The following is a 16286-nucleotide window of genomic DNA, read 5'->3' as shown; positions in this document are numbered from 1 at the left end:
GACCGCTCAGACCGCTCAGACCCCCAGGGAGGCGTCCCGCAGGCGCGCCACCGCCTCCTGGGAGCCGTTCAGCTCGACCCTGGCGTACGGCTGGCGGCCGAAGCAGAAGAGCACCAGCTCGCCGGGCCGGCCCGACACCTCCACCCGCGCGCCGCCCCGGGGTCCGCCGAGCAGCACGTCGCGGGGGCCCCCGCCGGCCGGGGCGCCGGTGCGGCGCAGCACCACGCCCACGGGCGACCTGCGCAGCAGCAGGCGGCCGAGGCCGCGCAGCCGCTTCCACAGGAGCTCCTCGAAGGCCGCGGGCAGCTCCCGCGGCTCCCAGCCCGGCCGTGCCCGCCGTACGTCCTCGTGGTGGATGAACAGCTCGACGGTGTTGACCGTGCTGTCCAGGCCGGGGACGAGGCCGTACAGTCCCGCCGGGCCGGAGCGGACCAGCCCCACCAGGCCGGCGTAGCCGTGCCGGGCCTTGAGGGACTCCTGCACCGCGGCGGTACGGCCGGCCAGCCGCCGGATCGCGATGCCTCCCGCGGCGTCCGGGCGGCGCTCGCGCAGCACGAGGTGGGCCGCCAGGTCGAAGGCCGTCCACCCCTCGCACAGGGTGGGGGCGTCCGGTCCGACCTGGAGGAACAGGTCGCTCAGCGCGGCGCGTTCGGCGCGGGCATGGGTCATTCGACGATCCTAACAACCCCTAGGTTTGGGGGATTTTGCCGGTAATGGGCGCCTTGGGCGAGGCGCGCGGGGAATAAGGACATGATCTGGCGTGATAGTGACTTACGTGGAAACGTACCCCCGGCTTCTTCTCATCGAAAGGACACCTCCCGAGTGGCGAGCAAGGTGACCTCGGCGGTCATGCGTAAAGGGCTCCGCGTCCTCGGGGTGGCCGTCCGCGCCGAGAAGGCGGTCTTCACGGCCGCCGTCCTGGCCAGCGCCCTGTACGGCGTGATGACGGTCGCGTCGGCGTGGGCACTGGGCTGGGCGACCGAGCACGTGGTGCTCGCCTCGTTCCGTCAGGGAGGGGTCACCGGCGGCGCGCTCGCCCTCGGGGCCACCCTGATCGTCGGCGTGTCGGTCTTCAAGGCGTTCGGCGTGGCCGGCCGGCGCTACTTCGCCGGCCTCATGCAGTACCGGATGCAGGCATCCTCCCGGCGCGGCGTCACCCGCCAGTACCTGAGGCTGCCCCTGTCGTGGCACCACCGCCACCCCACCGGGCAGCTGCTGTCCAACGCGAGCTCCGACGCCGAGGCGGCCTGGGCGCCGCTGGCGCCGCTGCCGATGGCGGTCGGCGTGGTCGTCATGCTGGTCACCGCGGCCGTCTCGCTGGTCCTCACCGACCCGGTCCTCGCCCTCGTCGGCTTCCTGATCTTCCCCGCGATCGCCGTGCTGAACCTGCTCTACCAGCGCCGCCTCAGCCCCCTGGCCACCCGCGCCCAGCAGCTCCGCGCCGAGGTCAGCGAGATCGCGCACGAGAGCTTCGACGGCGCCCTGGTCGTCAAGACCCTCGGCCGCGAGGACGAGGAGACCGCGCGGTTCCGCGCCCGCGCCGAACGGCTGCGCGACGCCAACGTCGCCGTCGGCCGGGTCCGCGGCCTGTTCGACCCGTTGCTGGAGGCGCTGCCCACCCTCGGCGTGCTCGCCGTGCTGCTGATCGGGTCGATGCGCCTGGAGAGCGGCGCGGTCACCCCGGGGACCCTCGTCGAGGTGGCCTACCTGTTCACCCTGCTGTCCTGGCCGATCCGGGCGCTGGGCTGGGTGCTGGCCGAGCTGCCCCGCGCGGTCGTCGGCTACGAGCGGGTCCAGGCCGTGCTGTCCGCGACGGGCTCCATGACCCACGGCGAGGCCGGGCTGCGCGGCGAGGCCCCCGCCAGGCTGGAGGTCCGCGGCCTCCACTACGCCTACGGCGACGCCGAGGTGCTGCACGGGGTGGACCTCACGGTCGAGCCCGGAAGCACCGTGGCGCTGGTCGGGCCCACCGGCTCGGGCAAGTCCACGCTCGTGCAGACCTTCGTCCGCCTGGTGGACCCGGTGGCGGGCGCCGTCCTGATCGACGGGACGGACCTGCGCGAGGCCGCCCGCGGCGAGGTCAGCGCCGCGGTGGCGCTGGTGCCGCAGCAGACGTTCCTGTTCGACGACACCGTGCGCGGCAACGTCACCCTCGGTCTGCCGGTCTCCGACGAGGAGGTCGGGGAGGCGCTGCGCCTGGCTCAGGCCGACGGCTTCGTCGGCGCGCTGCCCGCCGGGCTCGACACCAGGCTCGGCGAGCGCGGCGCGTCCCTGTCCGGCGGGCAGCGCCAGCGCCTGGCCCTGGCCCGCGCGCTGGTCCGCCGCCCCCGGCTGCTCGTCCTGGACGACGCCACCTCCAGCGTCGACCCGCAGGTGGAGGGGAAGATCCTGTACGGCCTGCGCGACGCGGCCCGCTCCTCGACCGTGGTCGTCGTCGCCTACCGGATGGCCACCATCGCCCTGGCCGACGAGGTGGTCTACCTGGAGCACGGCCGCGTCGTCGACCACGGCCCGCACGAGGAGCTGATCGGCCGCTGCGAGGGTTACCGCAACCTCGTCACCGCCTACGAACGCGAGGAGGCCGAGCGCGAGGCGCTCGACGAGGACGGGACCGGAACCGGGGACGGGGTCCCCGGCGCAACCGGAGCCGCCGGGGCCGCCGGGACCCGCATCGCCGCGCCCGGGGCCGTCATGAAGGACACGGAAGAAGAGGAAGAGGTCAGAGCGTGAGTTCGCTTCAGGGCACCGAGCGCTCGGCGCTGGCCACCGTACGCCACGGGCTGTCGCTCACGCCCGAGTTCCGCAGGGGCCTGGCCGGGACGCTCGCCCTGGCCGTCGTCGCGACCGTGGGCAAGGTGATCGTGCCGATCGCCGTCCAGCAGACCATCGACCGGGGGCTCAAGGGGTCGGTCCCGGACGTGTCCTACATCCGTGCCGCCGTGCTGCTGTGCGCGGCGGCCGTGGCGCTCACCGCGCTGTGCGCGTACCTGATGAACGTCCGCCTCTACCGGGCGACCGAGGCGTCCCTGGCCACGCTGCGGGTGCGCGGCTTCCGCCACGTGCACGACCTGTCGGTGCTGACCCAGAACACCGAGCGCCGCGGCGCCCTGGTCTCCCGCGTCACCGGCGACGTGGACCAGATCAGCACGTTCATGCAGTGGGGCGGTCTGATGATCGTCATCTCCGTGGGGCAGCTCCTGGTCGCGACCGTCCTGATGACCGTCTACTCCTGGCAGCTCACCCTGCTGGTGTGGGCCTGCTTCCTGCCCCTGATGATCGTGCTGCCGCGCTTCCAGCGGTGGCTGTCGGGCGCCTACACGCTGGTCCGCGAGAGGGCCGGCGACATGCTGGCCGCGATCAGCGAGTCGGTCGTGGGCGCCGCGGTGATCCGCGCCCACGCCTCCGAGGCGCGCACCGCCGAGCGGCTGGACGCCGCGATCGAGGCCAGCAAGGCCGCGCAGACCCGCACGCAGCGGATCGTCGCCACGGTGTTCCCGGTGACCGAGATCGTCGCGGCGGTGGCCGTCGCCGGCGTGGTGCTGCTCGGGGTACGGCTGGGCGTCTCCGGCGAGATGACCGCCGGCAGCCTGGTGGCCTTCCTGTTCCTGATCACCCTGTTCGTGTCGCCCCTGCAGACCGCCACCGAGGTGCTCAACGACGCCCAGAACGCCGTGGCCGGCTGGCGGCGCGTCCTGGGCGTGCTGGACACCCCGCCCGACGTGGCCGACCCGGGCGCCGGCGGCGTCGAGCTGCCGCGCGGTCCCATCTCCGTCGCCTTCGAGGACGTCTCCTTCGCCTACCCCGGCGGTCCCCCGGTGCTGGACGGCGTGTCCGTCGAGATCCCGCCGCGTTCGCGGATCGCGGTGGTGGGGGAGACCGGCTCGGGCAAGACCACCTTCGCCAAGCTGCTGACCCGTCTGATGGACCCGGTCTCCGGCCGGGTCACCGTGGACGGCGAGGACCTGCGCCGGATCCGCTTCTCCTCGCTGCGCGAGCGGATCGTCATGGTGCCGCAGGACGGCTTCCTGTTCGACGGCACCCTCGCCGACAACATCCGTTTCGGCCGCCCGGAGGCGACCGACGAGGAGATCACGCTGGCCCTGACCGAGCTGGGGCTCGCCGACTGGCTGGAGGGGCTGCCCGCCGGGCCGGACACCCCCGTCGGCCAGCGGGGCGAGTCGCTGTCGTCGGGCGAGCGCCAGCTCGTCGCCCTCGCCCGCGCCTACCTCGCCGACCCCGACCTGCTCCTGCTCGACGAGGCCACCTCCGCCGTGGACCCCGCCACCGAGGTACGGCTGGCCCGCGCGCTGGAGGGCGTCACGCGGGGCCGTACGGCCGTCTCCATCGCCCACCGGCTGTCCACCGCCGAGGCGGCCGACGAGGTGCTGGTCTTCGACCGGGGCCGGATCGTGCAGCGCGGCCCGCACGCCGAACTGGTCCGCCAGGGCGGCGTCTACGCGGACCTGCACGCCTCCTGGGTCGCGGCGGCCCGCTCCTGAGGGCCGTCCCGCGGGGTCACGGCCTTCCGGTCCGCGGCCCCGCCACCTGGACGGCGCCGTCGCCGTCCAGGTGGCGGCGGGGTTCTCCGGTGGCGCCGGGGAGGATTAGCGCGCGGGCGGTGAGGTAGTGCCTGTGGTGTGAACCCGACACCCGCGTCACGGGGAGAACATCGATGACGGACCTGACCGGCGAGGAGACGGAGGGGCAGCTGCCCCCGGTGCTCGACGTGCGCTCCGCGGCGGCCCGCAGTGACCTGCTCGACGAGATACCCGACCTGAGGGTCCTGGACGATGACGACGACGATCCCGTGCTGGTCAGGGAGGACGGCAGCCCGGTCGACACCTGGCGGGAGAAGTACCCCTACGGCGAGCGGATGGGCCGGGCGGAGTACGACCGGCTCAAGCGGCTGCTCCAGATCGAGCTGCTGAAGCTGCAGTACTGGATCAAGGACACCGGCGGGCGGCTGGTGATCCTGTTCGAGGGGCGCGACGCGGCAGGCAAGGGCGGCACCATCAAGCGGTTCATGGAGCACCTCAACCCGCGCGGCGCCACCGTCGTCGCCCTGGAGAAGCCCAACGAGCGCGAGAGCACCCAGTGGTACTTCCAGCGCTACATCTCCCACCTGCCGGCCGCCGGCGAGATGGTCTTCTTCGACCGCTCCTGGTACAACCGCGCCGGGGTGGAACGGGTGATGGGCTTCGTCTCGCCCGACGAGTACCTGGAGTTCCTGGAGCAGACCCCCGAGTTCGAGCGCATGCTCGTCCGCGACGGCGTCCACCTGGTGAAGTTCTGGTTCTCGGTGTCCCGCTCCGAGCAGCGCACCCGATTCGTGATCCGCCAGGTCGACCCGGTCCGGCAGTGGAAGCTGTCGCCGATGGACGTGGCCTCCCTCGACAAGTGGGAGGAGTACACCCAGGCCAAGGAGGACATGTTCCTGCACACCGACACGGAGGCGGCGCCGTGGACGGTGATCAAGAGCAACGACAAGAAGCGCGCCCGCATAGAGGCGATGCGCCACGTGCTCAGCCTGTTCGACTACGCCGACAAGGACCACGAGGTCGTGGGCACGCCCGACCCCAGGATCGTCGTCCAGGCGGCCGACCTGCTCGACGACGACCGCTCCCGCTGAGACGCGGCGGGCGGCCTGCGGCGCGACGGCACCCGGCGCGGGACCGTACGGCCGCCGGCGGGACGTCCCGCGGCGGGCCGCCCGATGCGCGGAGACGGTGGCGGGCGGCGTGGTGACCGGGTGCGGGACCGGGCGGTGACCGGGTGCGGGGACCGGGCGGCGGCCCGGCCCCCGGCTGCGGCAGAATTGCGGCATGTCCCTTGACCCCGCCATCGCGGCCCGGCTGAAGCGCACCGGCGACGGGCTGGTGCCCGCCGTCGTCCAGCAGTACGACACCGGCGAGGTGCTGATGCTCGCCTGGATGGACGACGAGGCGCTGCACCGCACCCTCACCACCGGCCGCGCCACCTACTGGTCGCGCAGCCGCGGCTCCTACTGGGTGAAGGGCGACACCTCCGGCCACGTCCAGCACGTCAGGTCCGCCGCCCTCGACTGCGACGGCGACACCATCCTGCTCAAGGTCGACCAGGTGGGCGCCGCCTGCCACACCGGCGACCGCACCTGCTTCGACGCCGGCCTGCTCGAGGTGACGTCCGGGTGACGGCCGCGCGGGCGCTGTGGACCTGGGTGGCGGCGTGCGCGGCGGGAGCCGGGCTGGTGCTGCTTTCCTCCGGCCGCGACTGGTTCACCGTGACGTACGGCGCCCGCGCGGTGCCGGTCTCCGCGGCCGACGTGGCCCCCGCGCTGGGCCCGGCCGCCTGGGCGGCGCTCGCCGCGATCGTCGCGGTGCTCGCGACCAGGGGGGTGTGGCGCGGGATCGTCGGCGGCGTGATGGCGGCGTGCGGTGCCGGGGCGGTGGCGGCCGCCTGGGCCGGATCCCGCCCGGCGGCGGCGGCCTCGGCCGCCGCCGAGCACGCCACCGGAGCGGCCGGCCCGGCCGGCGGGCTGGTCGCCGCGGCCCCGGCCTGGCCGGTGGTGGCCGCGGTGGGGGGCCTGGTCCTGCTGGCCGGGGGAGCGGTGGCCGCCGTCCGGGGGCGCCGCTGGCCCGGCATGTCCGACCGCTACGAACGTTCCGGCGGGGCGGGCCGCGCCGAGGCCCGGGGCACCGGTGAGCGGGCGCTGTGGGACGCGATCGACCGCGGCGCCGACCCGACGGCCGACACCGAGACGCCGGACGTCCCCGGTGGACCCGGCGGTCACGGTGAACCCGGCGGCCACGGCGGACCGAACATCTCCGGCGGACCGGACGGCCCCGGGAGACCGGACGATCCGGGCACGCCGCGCCCGTTCTGAGCGGCCGGGCACTTCGGGCGCGCCGGGCCCGCTCCGAGCGGCTGGACACCCCGGGCGCACCGGGCTCACCGGGAGGTCACGAACTCCGCACGGAAAAGGGCGTGGATCGGTGGGGCCGCTCGTTCTTCACTAGGATCTCGCTCCGCAGGCCGACAAAGGGGGTCATTCATGAGTTACGGGAACCAGCCCGGCGGTTATGGACCTCCGTCCGGCGGCCACGGTCCCTACGGGGACCACGTCCCCGGCGGTTACGGCCCGGCGGACGGTTACGGAGCGGGGAACGGTCACGGCGTGGGAGGCGGGTACGGCGCGCCGGGCGCGTACGGGCCGTCCGGCGGCTACGACCCCTACGGGTACGGCCCGCCGCCGCCCCGCGGCAACAACGGCATGGCCATCGCCGCGCTGATCCTGGGCATCGCGGGCCTGTTCCTGTGCGGGATCACCTCGATCGTGGGCGTGGTGCTCGGCCACGTCTCGCTGGGCCAGATCAAGCGCACCGGAGAGGAGGGCCGGGGCATGGCGATCGCCGGGCTGGTCCTGTCCTACTTCGGCATCGCCTGCTGGGTGGGCGTGGTGCTGGTGTGGCTCGCCTTCTTCGGGCTCTTCGCGGGCGCGGCGTACACGGGGCTCTGACCGGCGCTCCGGCCGGTGCGCGGCGACCTCCGGCGGAATCCCCGTACGGGGTCTCGTACATCTCCCGCGCGCCCCGCGCACGGACGGTTCCCGCCCGGAGTCCTGCCCGGGAGCGGCGGAGCGCGGCCGGGCCGGCGGCGGGGCGCCGGTCCGGGGATGAGTATCGTGGCCGGTAAAGGTCGTCCCGGTGGTGAGGGGCGCGCGGGCGGGGCGGAGGTGCGGGCGAGGCGATGGCGACGGACGGGGACGCGGTCCCGCGGAGGACGCGGGTGAGGTCCCTGACGGTCCCGCTGGGCGCCGCCGCGGCGGTGGTCCTGGCGGCCGCCTACGTCGGCGCCGTCGACCCCGGCGAGCCCGGTCACTACCCGCCGTGCCCGTTCCTGCTCCTCACCGGCCTGTACTGCCCGGGTTGCGGGGGGCTGCGGGCGGTGCACGCGCTCGTCCACGGCGACCCGGCGGCGGCGCTGGGGTTCAACCCGTTCGTCGTGGCGCTGGTGCCGGTGGCGGCGCTGGTGTGGGGCCGGTGGGCCCTGCTTTCCTGGCGAGGCCGACCGTTTGCCATGAAATCCGTACAAGCTAACTATGTATGGGTATTTCTGGCTTTAATGATCCTTTTCTGGATATTGCGTAATGTACCTTTTGGGGAATTCTTAGCCCCATAGTCCGCTACGGTGTCCCCCGTGGCAGGTGGACCCGGCAAGCCCGATACCATCGGCTGGACAAGGGCAATCGATTGGGGAGGGGCCTTACTCGTGAGCGAGTGGAGCGAGCGGACCGCGGTCACGGCAGGGTTCGCTGACCTGACCTCCGAGTTTCGCGGGGAGGTCCGGTGAGCGTGCTGGACGAAATCCTCGACGGGGTGCGCGCCGACCTCGCCGAGAGGCAGCGATCGGTGTCGCTGGAGGAGCTCAAGGAGCGCGCCGGCCGGGCGGCCCCGCCCCGTGACGCCTACGCGGCGCTCGGCGGGGACCAGGTGGCCGTCATCGCCGAGGTCAAGCGGTCGAGCCCGTCCAAGGGCGCGCTGGCCGCGATCGCCGACCCCGCCGCGCTCGCCGGGGACTACGAGGCGGGCGGCGCCCACGTGATCAGCGTCCTGACCGAGCGGCGCCGCTTCGGCGGCAGCCTCGACGACCTGGCCGCCGTCCGCGCCGTCGTCGACATCCCCGTGCTGCGCAAGGACTTCGTCGTCACCTCCTACCAGCTGTGGGAGGCCCGGGCCTACGGCGCCGACCTGGCGCTGCTGATCGTGGCCGCCCTGGAGCAGAACGCGCTGGTCTCGCTCATCGAGCGGGCCGAGTCGATCGGGCTGGCCCCGCTGGTCGAGGTGCACACCGAGGAGGAACTCGACCGGGCGGTCGACGCCGGAGCGAAGCTCATCGGCGTCAACGCGCGCAACCTCAAGACCCTCGAAGTGGACCGCGACGTCTTCGCCAAGCTGGCCGCCAAGATCCCCGAGGGCGTCATCAAGGTCGCCGAGTCCGGGGTGCGCGGTCCCCACGACCTGCTCGCCTACGCCAGGGCCGGCGCCGACGCCGTCCTGGTGGGCGAGAGCCTGGTCACCGGCAAGGACCCGCGGGCCGCGGTGGTCGACCTCGTCACCGCCGGAGCCCATCCCGCATCCCGACCCGAGGGGCAGTAGAGCAGTGGCAGCGACAGAGGAGACCATCCTGACCCCCGCCGACCTCGCCGGTAACGGCGTGTACGGCGATGACCCCGACATCCGGGGCAAGTTCGGCGTCTTCGGCGGCCGTTACGTGCCGGAGGCCCTGATCCCGGCGCTCGACGAGGTCGCCGCCGAGTACGAGAAGGCCAAGAACGACCCCGACTTCATCCGCGAGTTCGACCACCTGCTGCGCACCTACGCCGGGCGGCCGACCACGCTCACCGAGGTGCCGCGGTTCGCCGAGCACGCCGGCGGGGCCCGGATCATCCTCAAGCGCGAGGACCTGACCCACACCGGCGCACACAAGATCAACAACGTGCTCGGCCAGGCGCTGCTCACCCGGCGCCTCGGCAAGACCCGGGTGATCGCCGAGACCGGCGCGGGCCAGCACGGCGTCGCCACCGCGACCGCCGCGGCCCTGCTCGGCCTGGAGTGCGTGATCTACATGGGGGCCGTCGACTGCGAGCGCCAGGCGCTCAACGTCGCCCGCATGAAGCTGCTCGGCGCCACCGTCGTGCCGGTCGCCAACGGCAGCCAGACCCTCAAGGACGCCATCAACGAGGCGTTCCGTGACTGGGTGGCCAACGTCGACCACACCCACTACCTGTTCGGCACGATCGCCGGCCCCCACCCGTTCCCCGAGATCGTCCGCGACTTCGCCCGCGTCATCGGCGTCGAGGCCCGCCGCCAGATGCTGGAGCTCACCGGCCGGCTCCCGGACGCCGTGGCCGCCGCGGTCGGCGGCGGATCCAACGCGATCGGCATCTTCCACGCCTTCATCGGCGACGAGGACGTCCGGCTGCACGGCTACGAGGCAGGCGGCCGGGGCGCCGGGAACGGCGAGCACGCCCTCACCCTCACCCAGGGTTCCGTCGGCGTCCTGCACGGCGCGCGCACCTACGTGCTGCAGGACGACGAGGGCCAGACGATCGAGTCCCACTCGATCTCCGCCGGTCTCGACTACCCCGGCGTCGGCCCCGAGCACGCCTGGCTCAAGGACTCGGGCCGCGCCTCCTACCACGGCGTCACCGACGCCGAGGCGATGGAGGCGTTCGCGCTGCTCGCCCGCACCGAGGGCATCATCCCGGCGATCGAGTCCTCCCACGCGCTGGCCGGGGCCCTCAAGCTCGGCCGTGAGCTCGGCCCCGAGGCGATCATCCTGGTCAACCTCTCCGGCCGCGGTGACAAGGACATGGGCACCGCCATGAAGTACTTCGACCTCTGACGACCGGCCCGCCTCCCCGCGCCCGGGCGCGGGGAGGAAGACCTGAACCGCGTGACTGGAACCAACGATGACGACTCTTCAGACGGTGTTCGCCAAGGCGAAGGCGGACGACCGCGCCGCACTGATCGGATATCTCCCGGCCGGCTTCCCCACCGTGGAGGGCGCCGTCGCGGCGGCCTCCGCCATGGTGGAGGCCGGCTGCGACGTGATCGAGATCGGCCTGCCGTACTCCGATCCGCTCATGGACGGCCCGACGATCCAGGCGGCCGTCCACCGGGCGCTGACCAACGGCACCCGCATCGCCGACGTGCTGCGCACCGTCGAGGGCGTCGCCGCGACCGGGGCCGCCACCCTGGTCATGACCTACTGGAACCCGATCGACCGCTACGGCGCCGAGCGGTTCGCCCGTGACCTGGCGAACGCCGGCGGGACGGGCACCATCACCCCCGACCTGACGCCCGAGGAGTCCGGTGCCTGGCGTGAGGCCAGCGCCGCCGCCGGGATCGACACCGTCTTCCTCGTCGCGCCCAGCTCCACCGAGGAGCGCATCAGGGCCGTCGCCGACTGCTGCACCGGCTTCGTCTACGCGGCCTCCCTGATGGGCGTCACCGGCGCCCGCGACACGGTGAGCTCCGCCGCCCGCGACCTGGTCGAGCGGACCCGCCCGCACGCCGACGTGCCGGTCTGCGTCGGCCTGGGCGTCGGCACCGGCGACCAGGCGGCCGAGGTGGCCGGGTACGCCGACGGCGTCATCGTCGGCTCGGCCTTCATCCGCCGCCTGCTGGACGCCTCCGACGAGGCCGCCGGGCTGGCGGCCGTCCGCGGGCTCGCCGCCGAACTGGCCGACGGCGTCCGCCGCCGCTGATCACGCGCGGCTGACCACCCGCCGTCGGCCACGCGCCGCCGGCTGCACGAGGCCGGTGCCGTACCCCCGCGGGGGTACGGCACCGGCCTCGTGGCGTTTCCCGCGCCGGTCGATGCCGCCGCAGGCCGTACGGCTTCGGCGGTGCGTCGCCGGTCGCCGGATGCGCGCCGTCACGGCCCGTGGCCTGGGACGGTGACACGCCGTGCCGCGGCGGGCTCCCGGACGGGCGGGGCGGTCCCGGCACGAGAGCGGGCGGCGCCCGGAGCCGCGAAGAATCATCTCCGACCGGTATATCCGCAGTTCAGAGCCATATCTCGGATAAAATTCCCAGGTTCGCCACGCTCGGCCGCGTCCGGGGCGGGGCGGCCCGCGAACGGCCCGCTGAGGTCCGCCGCAGGCTTATCCGACGCTTACCGGGCCCGTGATGGGATCTCCGCGAGATGGCGGGGGATTCCGCGACGAGCGCAGGCGGGGGCCTGGAATAGGAGACGATGATGCTCGTGACTTCCGAGAAGCCCACCAGCGTGGGAACACGGGGCGCGATTTCGGCGCTACCCTGGGTGACGACCGTTTCGCGGTTGGTGCTCGCGGGTGTGCTGATCGCCGCAGGCTGGCAGAAGATCGGTACTCCTGCGCTCTCCGTCCAGGCGGTCGAGGCATACGAACTGCTTCCTGAATCGTTGGCCAAGGTGGTCGGCTACGGCCTTCCCATCCTGGAGATCGTCGTAGGGGTGTTGCTGGTCGTCGGGCTGCTCACGCGCGTCGCGGGCATGATCTCCATGCTGCTCATGCTCGCGTTCGTCATCGGGATCGCCTCGGCGTGGGCGCGCGGGCTGCGCATCGACTGCGGCTGCTTCGGCGGCGGTGGTCAGCTCAAGGCCGGGGCCGAGCCCGACTACCTCCTCACGATCCTGCGCGACGCCGGTCTCTTCGCGCTCGGCGTGGTCGTCGCCTGGTTCCCGCCGGGCCGGCTCGCGCTGGACTCCGCGCTGGGACTGATCCCCGGGCGGGAGGTGTACGACGCCGAGGGCGACGAGGAGGAGCCCCACGTGAAGGAGAACCGCTGATGGGCAAGGCCGCGCGTGACCAGTCGGTCCGCGACCGGATCAAGGCGCAGCGCGAGGAGGAGCGGCGCAGGGAGCGGCTCCGCCGCATCGTGACCATCGCCGCCGCCGCCGTCGTCACCTTCGGCGCCATCGGCGCCGGCTGGTGGTTCGCCGCCCAGGGCAGCAAGCCCGAGGAGGCCGGCGGGGCGCTCGCCCCGATCAGCGTCGCCGCCGACGGCTCGGTGGTGATGGCCAGGCCGGGGGTGAACAGGCCGGTGCTGGAGGTCTACGAGGACTTCCAGTGCCCGGCGTGCAGGGCGCTGGAGGAGACCAGCGGCTCGACGATCAAAAACCTCGCGGCCGAGGGCAGGGCGAAGGTGGTCTACCACCCGATCACGATCTTCCCTGAGGACATGAACAAGGGCGTCACCCGGGGCAACTCGCTGCGCGCCGGCGCCGCCGCGCGCTGCATCCCCGGCGGCGCCCCGTGGGCCAGGTTCCATGACCAGCTGTTCAAGAAGCAGCCGGCCGAGAACACCCCGGGCTTCTCGCTGGAGGACCTGGTCGCCTGGGGCAGGGACGCCGGCGTCACCGACCCCGGCTTCGAGCGGTGCGTGACCGGCCAGGAGAAGGCGCAGGCCCACCTCGCCGCCAGCACGAGGATCCTCGACCAGGCGAAGCTGAAGGGCACCCCGACGCTCAAGCTCGACGGCAAGGAGGTCGACAACGAGGTGGCGTTCCGCCCGGCGGAGCTGCGCCAGGCCGTCGTTGATGCGGCCAAGTAGCCCGCGACACGGTAACGTCACCTGACATGCCCCTCGCCTCGATTCCCAGCCCCTCTCAAGGGGTCTGGCATCTCTTCGGCGTCGTCCCCGTCAGGGCCTACGCGCTGTGCATCGTGCTCGGTGTCATCGTCGCCGTCGTCATCGGCGAACGCCGCTGGAGGGCCCGGGGCGGGGCCCCGGGCACGATCGTCGACCTCGCCGTCTGGGCCGTGCCGTTCGGCCTGGTGGGCGGACGTCTCTACCACGTCATCACCGACTGGCAGCTCTACTTCGCGCCGGACGCGCCCAACAGGCCCATCGACGCGCTGTTCATCTGGAACGGCGGGCTGGGCATCTGGGGGGCCGTCGCGCTGGGCGCGCTCGGCGTGTGGTTCGGCTGCCGCAGGCGGGGCATCTCCCTGTCCGCGGTGGCCGACACCGTCGCCCCCGGCATCGCGGTGGCCCAGGCCATCGGCCGCTGGGGCAACTACTTCAACCAGGAGCTGTTCGGCGGGCCGACCGACCTGCCGTGGGGTCTGGAGATCGACCCCGACCGGCCGGGCACGATCGCCGGGGTCTCCACCTACCACCCCACGTTCCTGTACGAGTCGCTGTGGGACCTGGCGCTGGCCCTCCTCCTGGTCTGGGCGGGCAGCAGGTTCGCGCTGCGTCACGCCAGGGTGTTCGCCCTGTACGTCGCGGGCTACACCGCGGGCCGGTTCTGGATCGAGGGGATGCGCATCGATGAGGCCCACCACATCCTGGGCCTGCGTCTCAACCAGTGGACCTCGGTCGTGCTGTTCCTGGCGGCGATGGCCTACTTCTGGTACGCCCGCGGCAAGACCGGCGAGGAGCGGGTCCTCGCCGCGGGTCCCGGCGGCGAGCCGCCCGCCGACCCCGCCGACCCCGCCGATCCCGCCCACCCGGCCGGCCAGGCCGACGAGCACGAGGCCGCCGCGGCGGCCCCGGCGGATGAGCCGGGCGCCGAGGACGGGGCCGGTACGGCGAGCGAGGCCGATCCGGCGGACGAACCGGGTGAGAACGGTGGACCGGTCAGGAGCGGCGAAGCGAATGAGAGCGGCGAACCGGGCACAGTGTCGGCCGGGCTAGCCTTGGAGACCGGAGGGAGCGCCGATCCGGCGCACCCGGCGGATCAGGCCGACGGGCCGGAAGAGCCCGCCGACTCCCGGAAGGGGGTCGCGGAGGCTGCGTCCGACGGTCGGAAAGAGACATGATGAGCGGAGGGTCCGGCACGCGTGCCGAGATCCATCACGAGCACCGTGACGTCAACGGCGGATGGCTGCGGCCCTCGGTGTTCGGCGCGATGGACGGTCTCGTCTCCAACTTCGCCCTGATCGCCGGTGTGGCCGGCGGCACCTCCACGATCAAGGTCGTCGTGCTGGCCGGTGTGGCCGGGCTGGCGGCGGGCGCGTTCTCGATGGCCGGCGGCGAGTACGTCTCGGTCGCCAGCCAGCGCGAGCTCGCCATCGCCGAGATCGACATCGAGCGGCGCGAGCTGGAGCGCAACCCGCAGGCCGAGCAGGACGAGCTGGCCAAGCTCTACGAGTCGCGCGGCGTCGAGCCCGCGCTGGCCGCCGAGGTGGCCCGGCAGATCTCCCTCAATCCGGAGAAGGCGCTGGAGGTGCACGCCAGCGCCGAGCTGGGCGTCACCCTGGACGACCTCCCCTCGCCGAAGACCGCCGCGATCTCCTCGTTCCTGTCCTTCAGCCTGGGCGCGTTGCTGCCGCTCCTTCCGTACCTGCTGGGCGTCACCAGCCTGCTCTGGCCGGCGGTGGTGTCCTGCCTGGCGCTGTTCGGCGCGGGCGCCCTGGTCTCCCGGGTCACCGCGCGCAGCTGGTGGTACAGCGGCCTGCGCCAGCTCGTGGTCGGCGTGGTCGCGGCGGGGCTGACGTTCGGACTGGGCAGCCTGCTGGGAGGGACCTCCCTGTGACGACTCCTCCCGGTCCTCCCGGGCGCAAGCGCCGCCGCGGCTCCTCCCGGGCCGCCAGGCCGGCCGCCCCCGAGCCTTCTCCGGGCGTCCCCTTCCCGCCCGGCGCCGCGGCCCCGGACACCCCCTTCCTGGACGGTCCCTTCCCGGCGGGCCCCGCCGTGGACGACCCCTTCTTCCGGGAGGCGTACGCCCAGGGCGCCCCCTCCTTTCCGGGGACCTCTGCGCACGCCGCCCCCGCGTTCCCCGGGCGGCCCGCCCGGGCCGCCTCCGCCGTCCCGCCCGAGTTCCCCGTCCCGCCCGAGTTCGCCGTGGCGGACCCGGGGGAGGCGTGGGAGACCGAGGGCGCGGAGGTCCCCGCCGGCCGGACGGGAAGGGGCCGCGGCAGGTCCCGCTCCGAGAAGCCGCGCCCGGAGAGGAGCCGTCCGGAGAAGTCGCGCTCCGAGAGGTCCCGCTCGGAGCGGTCCCGCTCCGGGAAGTCGCGCCCGGAGAAGACCCGCCCCGAGAACCGCTTCGACAGCGGCTCCCGGCTGGAGGAGTGGGGCCTGACCCCGTTCCAGCGGCGGGCCGTCATCGCGGGCGCGGTGCTGGCCGGGGTGGCGGGCACCATCGTCGCCATGATCCTCATCGTCGGGTCGCTGGGCCAGGACGTCGTGCCCGAGCGGGTCACCACCGCCGCGCTGACCACCCGGCCCAGGCCCGACGCCTACAAGGGCTGGGCGTCACCGAAGCTGTTCACGCCGATCGCGCAGAGCAAGGCCGACCCCGAGCCGCTGACGGTCAAAGACGTCTTCGCGGTCAAGACCCTCAAGGAGGGCAAGGTCACCCTGCGGCTGGCCGCCACCGACCTGAGCGCCGACTGCCCGGCGACGGCCTGGGGGCAGCTCGCCGACCGGCTCGCCCAGGGCGGGTGCACACAGGCCGCCCGGGGCCTCTACACCAGCGCCGACGGCCGATACGTCGCGATGTACACCCTGTTCAACCTCAGGGACGCCGCCTCCGCCGACGCGCTCGTCCAGGGGCTGACCACGGCGTACCGGGGCGGCTGGATCCAGGCGCCGCAGTCCGGCAAGGCCGTCTTCCCGTCCGGTGGATACACCGAGGGCAGCGGTTACGCCATGGGCCACTACGCCGGCCTGGCCTGGGTCGGCCGTACCGACGGTGCCGAGCCCGGTCCCCGGGACGACTTCGTCGCCCTGACCCTCGCGGTCCGCGGCGCGGAGAAGGCCGTGTTCCGCCGGGTCGTCGCGGCCGGCCCGGCCTCCTGACCCGCGGGAAGC

The 16286-nt window shown here is 73.5% G+C and carries 16 protein-coding genes; 15 read left to right on the top strand and 1 reads right to left on the bottom strand.

All coding sequences use genetic code 11. From position 1 onward, the window contains the following. Window positions 1-15: 15 nt before the first annotated feature. Window positions 16-669 carry a TIGR03085 family metal-binding protein gene (locus tag ACFYSC_RS00405; protein ID WP_389954591.1) on the bottom strand — a complete coding sequence of 218 codons (654 nt, stop codon included), beginning with the start codon at window positions 667-669 and terminating at the stop codon, window positions 16-18. Window positions 670-849: 180 nt separating this feature from the next. On the opposite strand from ACFYSC_RS00405, the gene ACFYSC_RS00400 reads away from it, so the two are divergent. From ACFYSC_RS00400 to ACFYSC_RS00330, 15 genes are all read left to right on the top strand, one after another. Continuing rightward, a complete protein-coding gene (locus ACFYSC_RS00400; RefSeq protein WP_389954589.1) occupies window positions 850-2730 on the top strand; it encodes an ABC transporter ATP-binding protein in 1881 nt (626 codons plus the stop codon). Beyond that, entirely contained in the window at window positions 2727-4499 is a 1773-nt protein-coding gene (locus ACFYSC_RS00395; protein WP_362945534.1) for an ABC transporter ATP-binding protein, read from the top strand. Before ACFYSC_RS00400 ends, ACFYSC_RS00395 begins: the two co-directional genes overlap by 4 nt. Window positions 4500-4672: 173 nt before the next feature. Further along, window positions 4673-5629: a polyphosphate kinase 2 gene (gene ppk2, locus ACFYSC_RS00390; protein ID WP_389954585.1), complete on the top strand. Its 957-nt coding sequence runs from the start codon at window positions 4673-4675 to the stop codon at window positions 5627-5629. A 193-nt stretch (window positions 5630-5822) separates the two neighbouring features. Further along, window positions 5823-6170, top strand: a complete 348-nt coding sequence (hisI, locus tag ACFYSC_RS00385; RefSeq protein ID WP_389954581.1) for a phosphoribosyl-AMP cyclohydrolase — start codon at window positions 5823-5825, stop codon at window positions 6168-6170. Further along, window positions 6167-6862, top strand: coding sequence for a Trp biosynthesis-associated membrane protein (locus tag ACFYSC_RS00380; RefSeq protein WP_389954578.1), 696 nt, complete (start codon window positions 6167-6169; stop codon window positions 6860-6862). Before hisI ends, ACFYSC_RS00380 begins: the two co-directional genes overlap by 4 nt. A 291-nt stretch (window positions 6863-7153) precedes the next feature. Next, the gene (locus tag ACFYSC_RS00375; protein ID WP_389954575.1) at window positions 7154-7495 is read left to right on the top strand and encodes a DUF4190 domain-containing protein; all 342 of its coding nucleotides are present in this window, start codon (window positions 7154-7156) and stop codon (window positions 7493-7495) included. A 269-nt stretch (window positions 7496-7764) separates the two neighbouring features. After that, on the top strand, window positions 7765-8157 hold the full coding sequence (locus tag ACFYSC_RS00370; protein ID WP_389954573.1) for a DUF2752 domain-containing protein: 393 nt from the start codon (window positions 7765-7767) through the stop codon (window positions 8155-8157). Between the two features lie 167 nt (window positions 8158-8324). Continuing rightward, window positions 8325-9134 (top strand): indole-3-glycerol phosphate synthase TrpC, encoded by an 810-nt coding sequence (gene trpC / locus ACFYSC_RS00365; protein WP_362945522.1) that lies wholly within the window; start codon window positions 8325-8327, stop codon window positions 9132-9134. A 58-nt stretch (window positions 9135-9192) separates the two neighbouring features. Further along, the gene (gene trpB, locus ACFYSC_RS00360) at window positions 9193-10383 is read left to right on the top strand and encodes a tryptophan synthase subunit beta (RefSeq protein WP_389956266.1); all 1191 of its coding nucleotides are present in this window, start codon (window positions 9193-9195) and stop codon (window positions 10381-10383) included. A 67-nt stretch (window positions 10384-10450) separates the two neighbouring features. Further along, on the top strand, window positions 10451-11248 hold the full coding sequence (gene trpA / locus ACFYSC_RS00355; protein WP_389954570.1) for a tryptophan synthase subunit alpha: 798 nt from the start codon (window positions 10451-10453) through the stop codon (window positions 11246-11248). A gap of 491 nt (window positions 11249-11739) precedes the next feature. After that, complete coding sequence (locus tag ACFYSC_RS00350) at window positions 11740-12315, top strand: MauE/DoxX family redox-associated membrane protein (protein WP_389954567.1); 576 nt, start codon at window positions 11740-11742, stop codon at window positions 12313-12315. Further along, complete coding sequence (locus ACFYSC_RS00345; RefSeq protein ID WP_362943531.1) at window positions 12315-13079, top strand: thioredoxin domain-containing protein; 765 nt, start codon at window positions 12315-12317, stop codon at window positions 13077-13079. The genes ACFYSC_RS00350 and ACFYSC_RS00345 overlap by 1 nt, the downstream gene beginning before the upstream one ends. A gap of 26 nt (window positions 13080-13105) precedes the next feature. Further along, the gene (gene lgt, locus ACFYSC_RS00340) at window positions 13106-14293 is read left to right on the top strand and encodes a prolipoprotein diacylglyceryl transferase (protein WP_389954564.1); all 1188 of its coding nucleotides are present in this window, start codon (window positions 13106-13108) and stop codon (window positions 14291-14293) included. Beyond that, entirely contained in the window at window positions 14293-15009 is a 717-nt protein-coding gene (locus ACFYSC_RS00335) for a VIT1/CCC1 transporter family protein (RefSeq protein WP_389954561.1), read from the top strand. Before lgt ends, ACFYSC_RS00335 begins: the two co-directional genes overlap by 1 nt. Continuing rightward, entirely contained in the window at window positions 15006-16274 is a 1269-nt protein-coding gene (locus ACFYSC_RS00330) for a hypothetical protein (protein ID WP_389954558.1), read from the top strand. The genes ACFYSC_RS00335 and ACFYSC_RS00330 overlap by 4 nt, the downstream gene beginning before the upstream one ends. The last annotated feature ends 12 nt before the right edge of the window (window positions 16275-16286 follow it).

This window comes from Streptosporangium sp. NPDC004379 (assembly GCF_042873875.1).
Lineage (GTDB): Bacteria > Actinomycetota > Actinomycetes > Streptosporangiales > Streptosporangiaceae > Streptosporangium.
The sequence above is the reverse complement of the archived record's forward strand: the minus strand, read 5'-3'. Positions and strand labels throughout refer to the sequence as shown.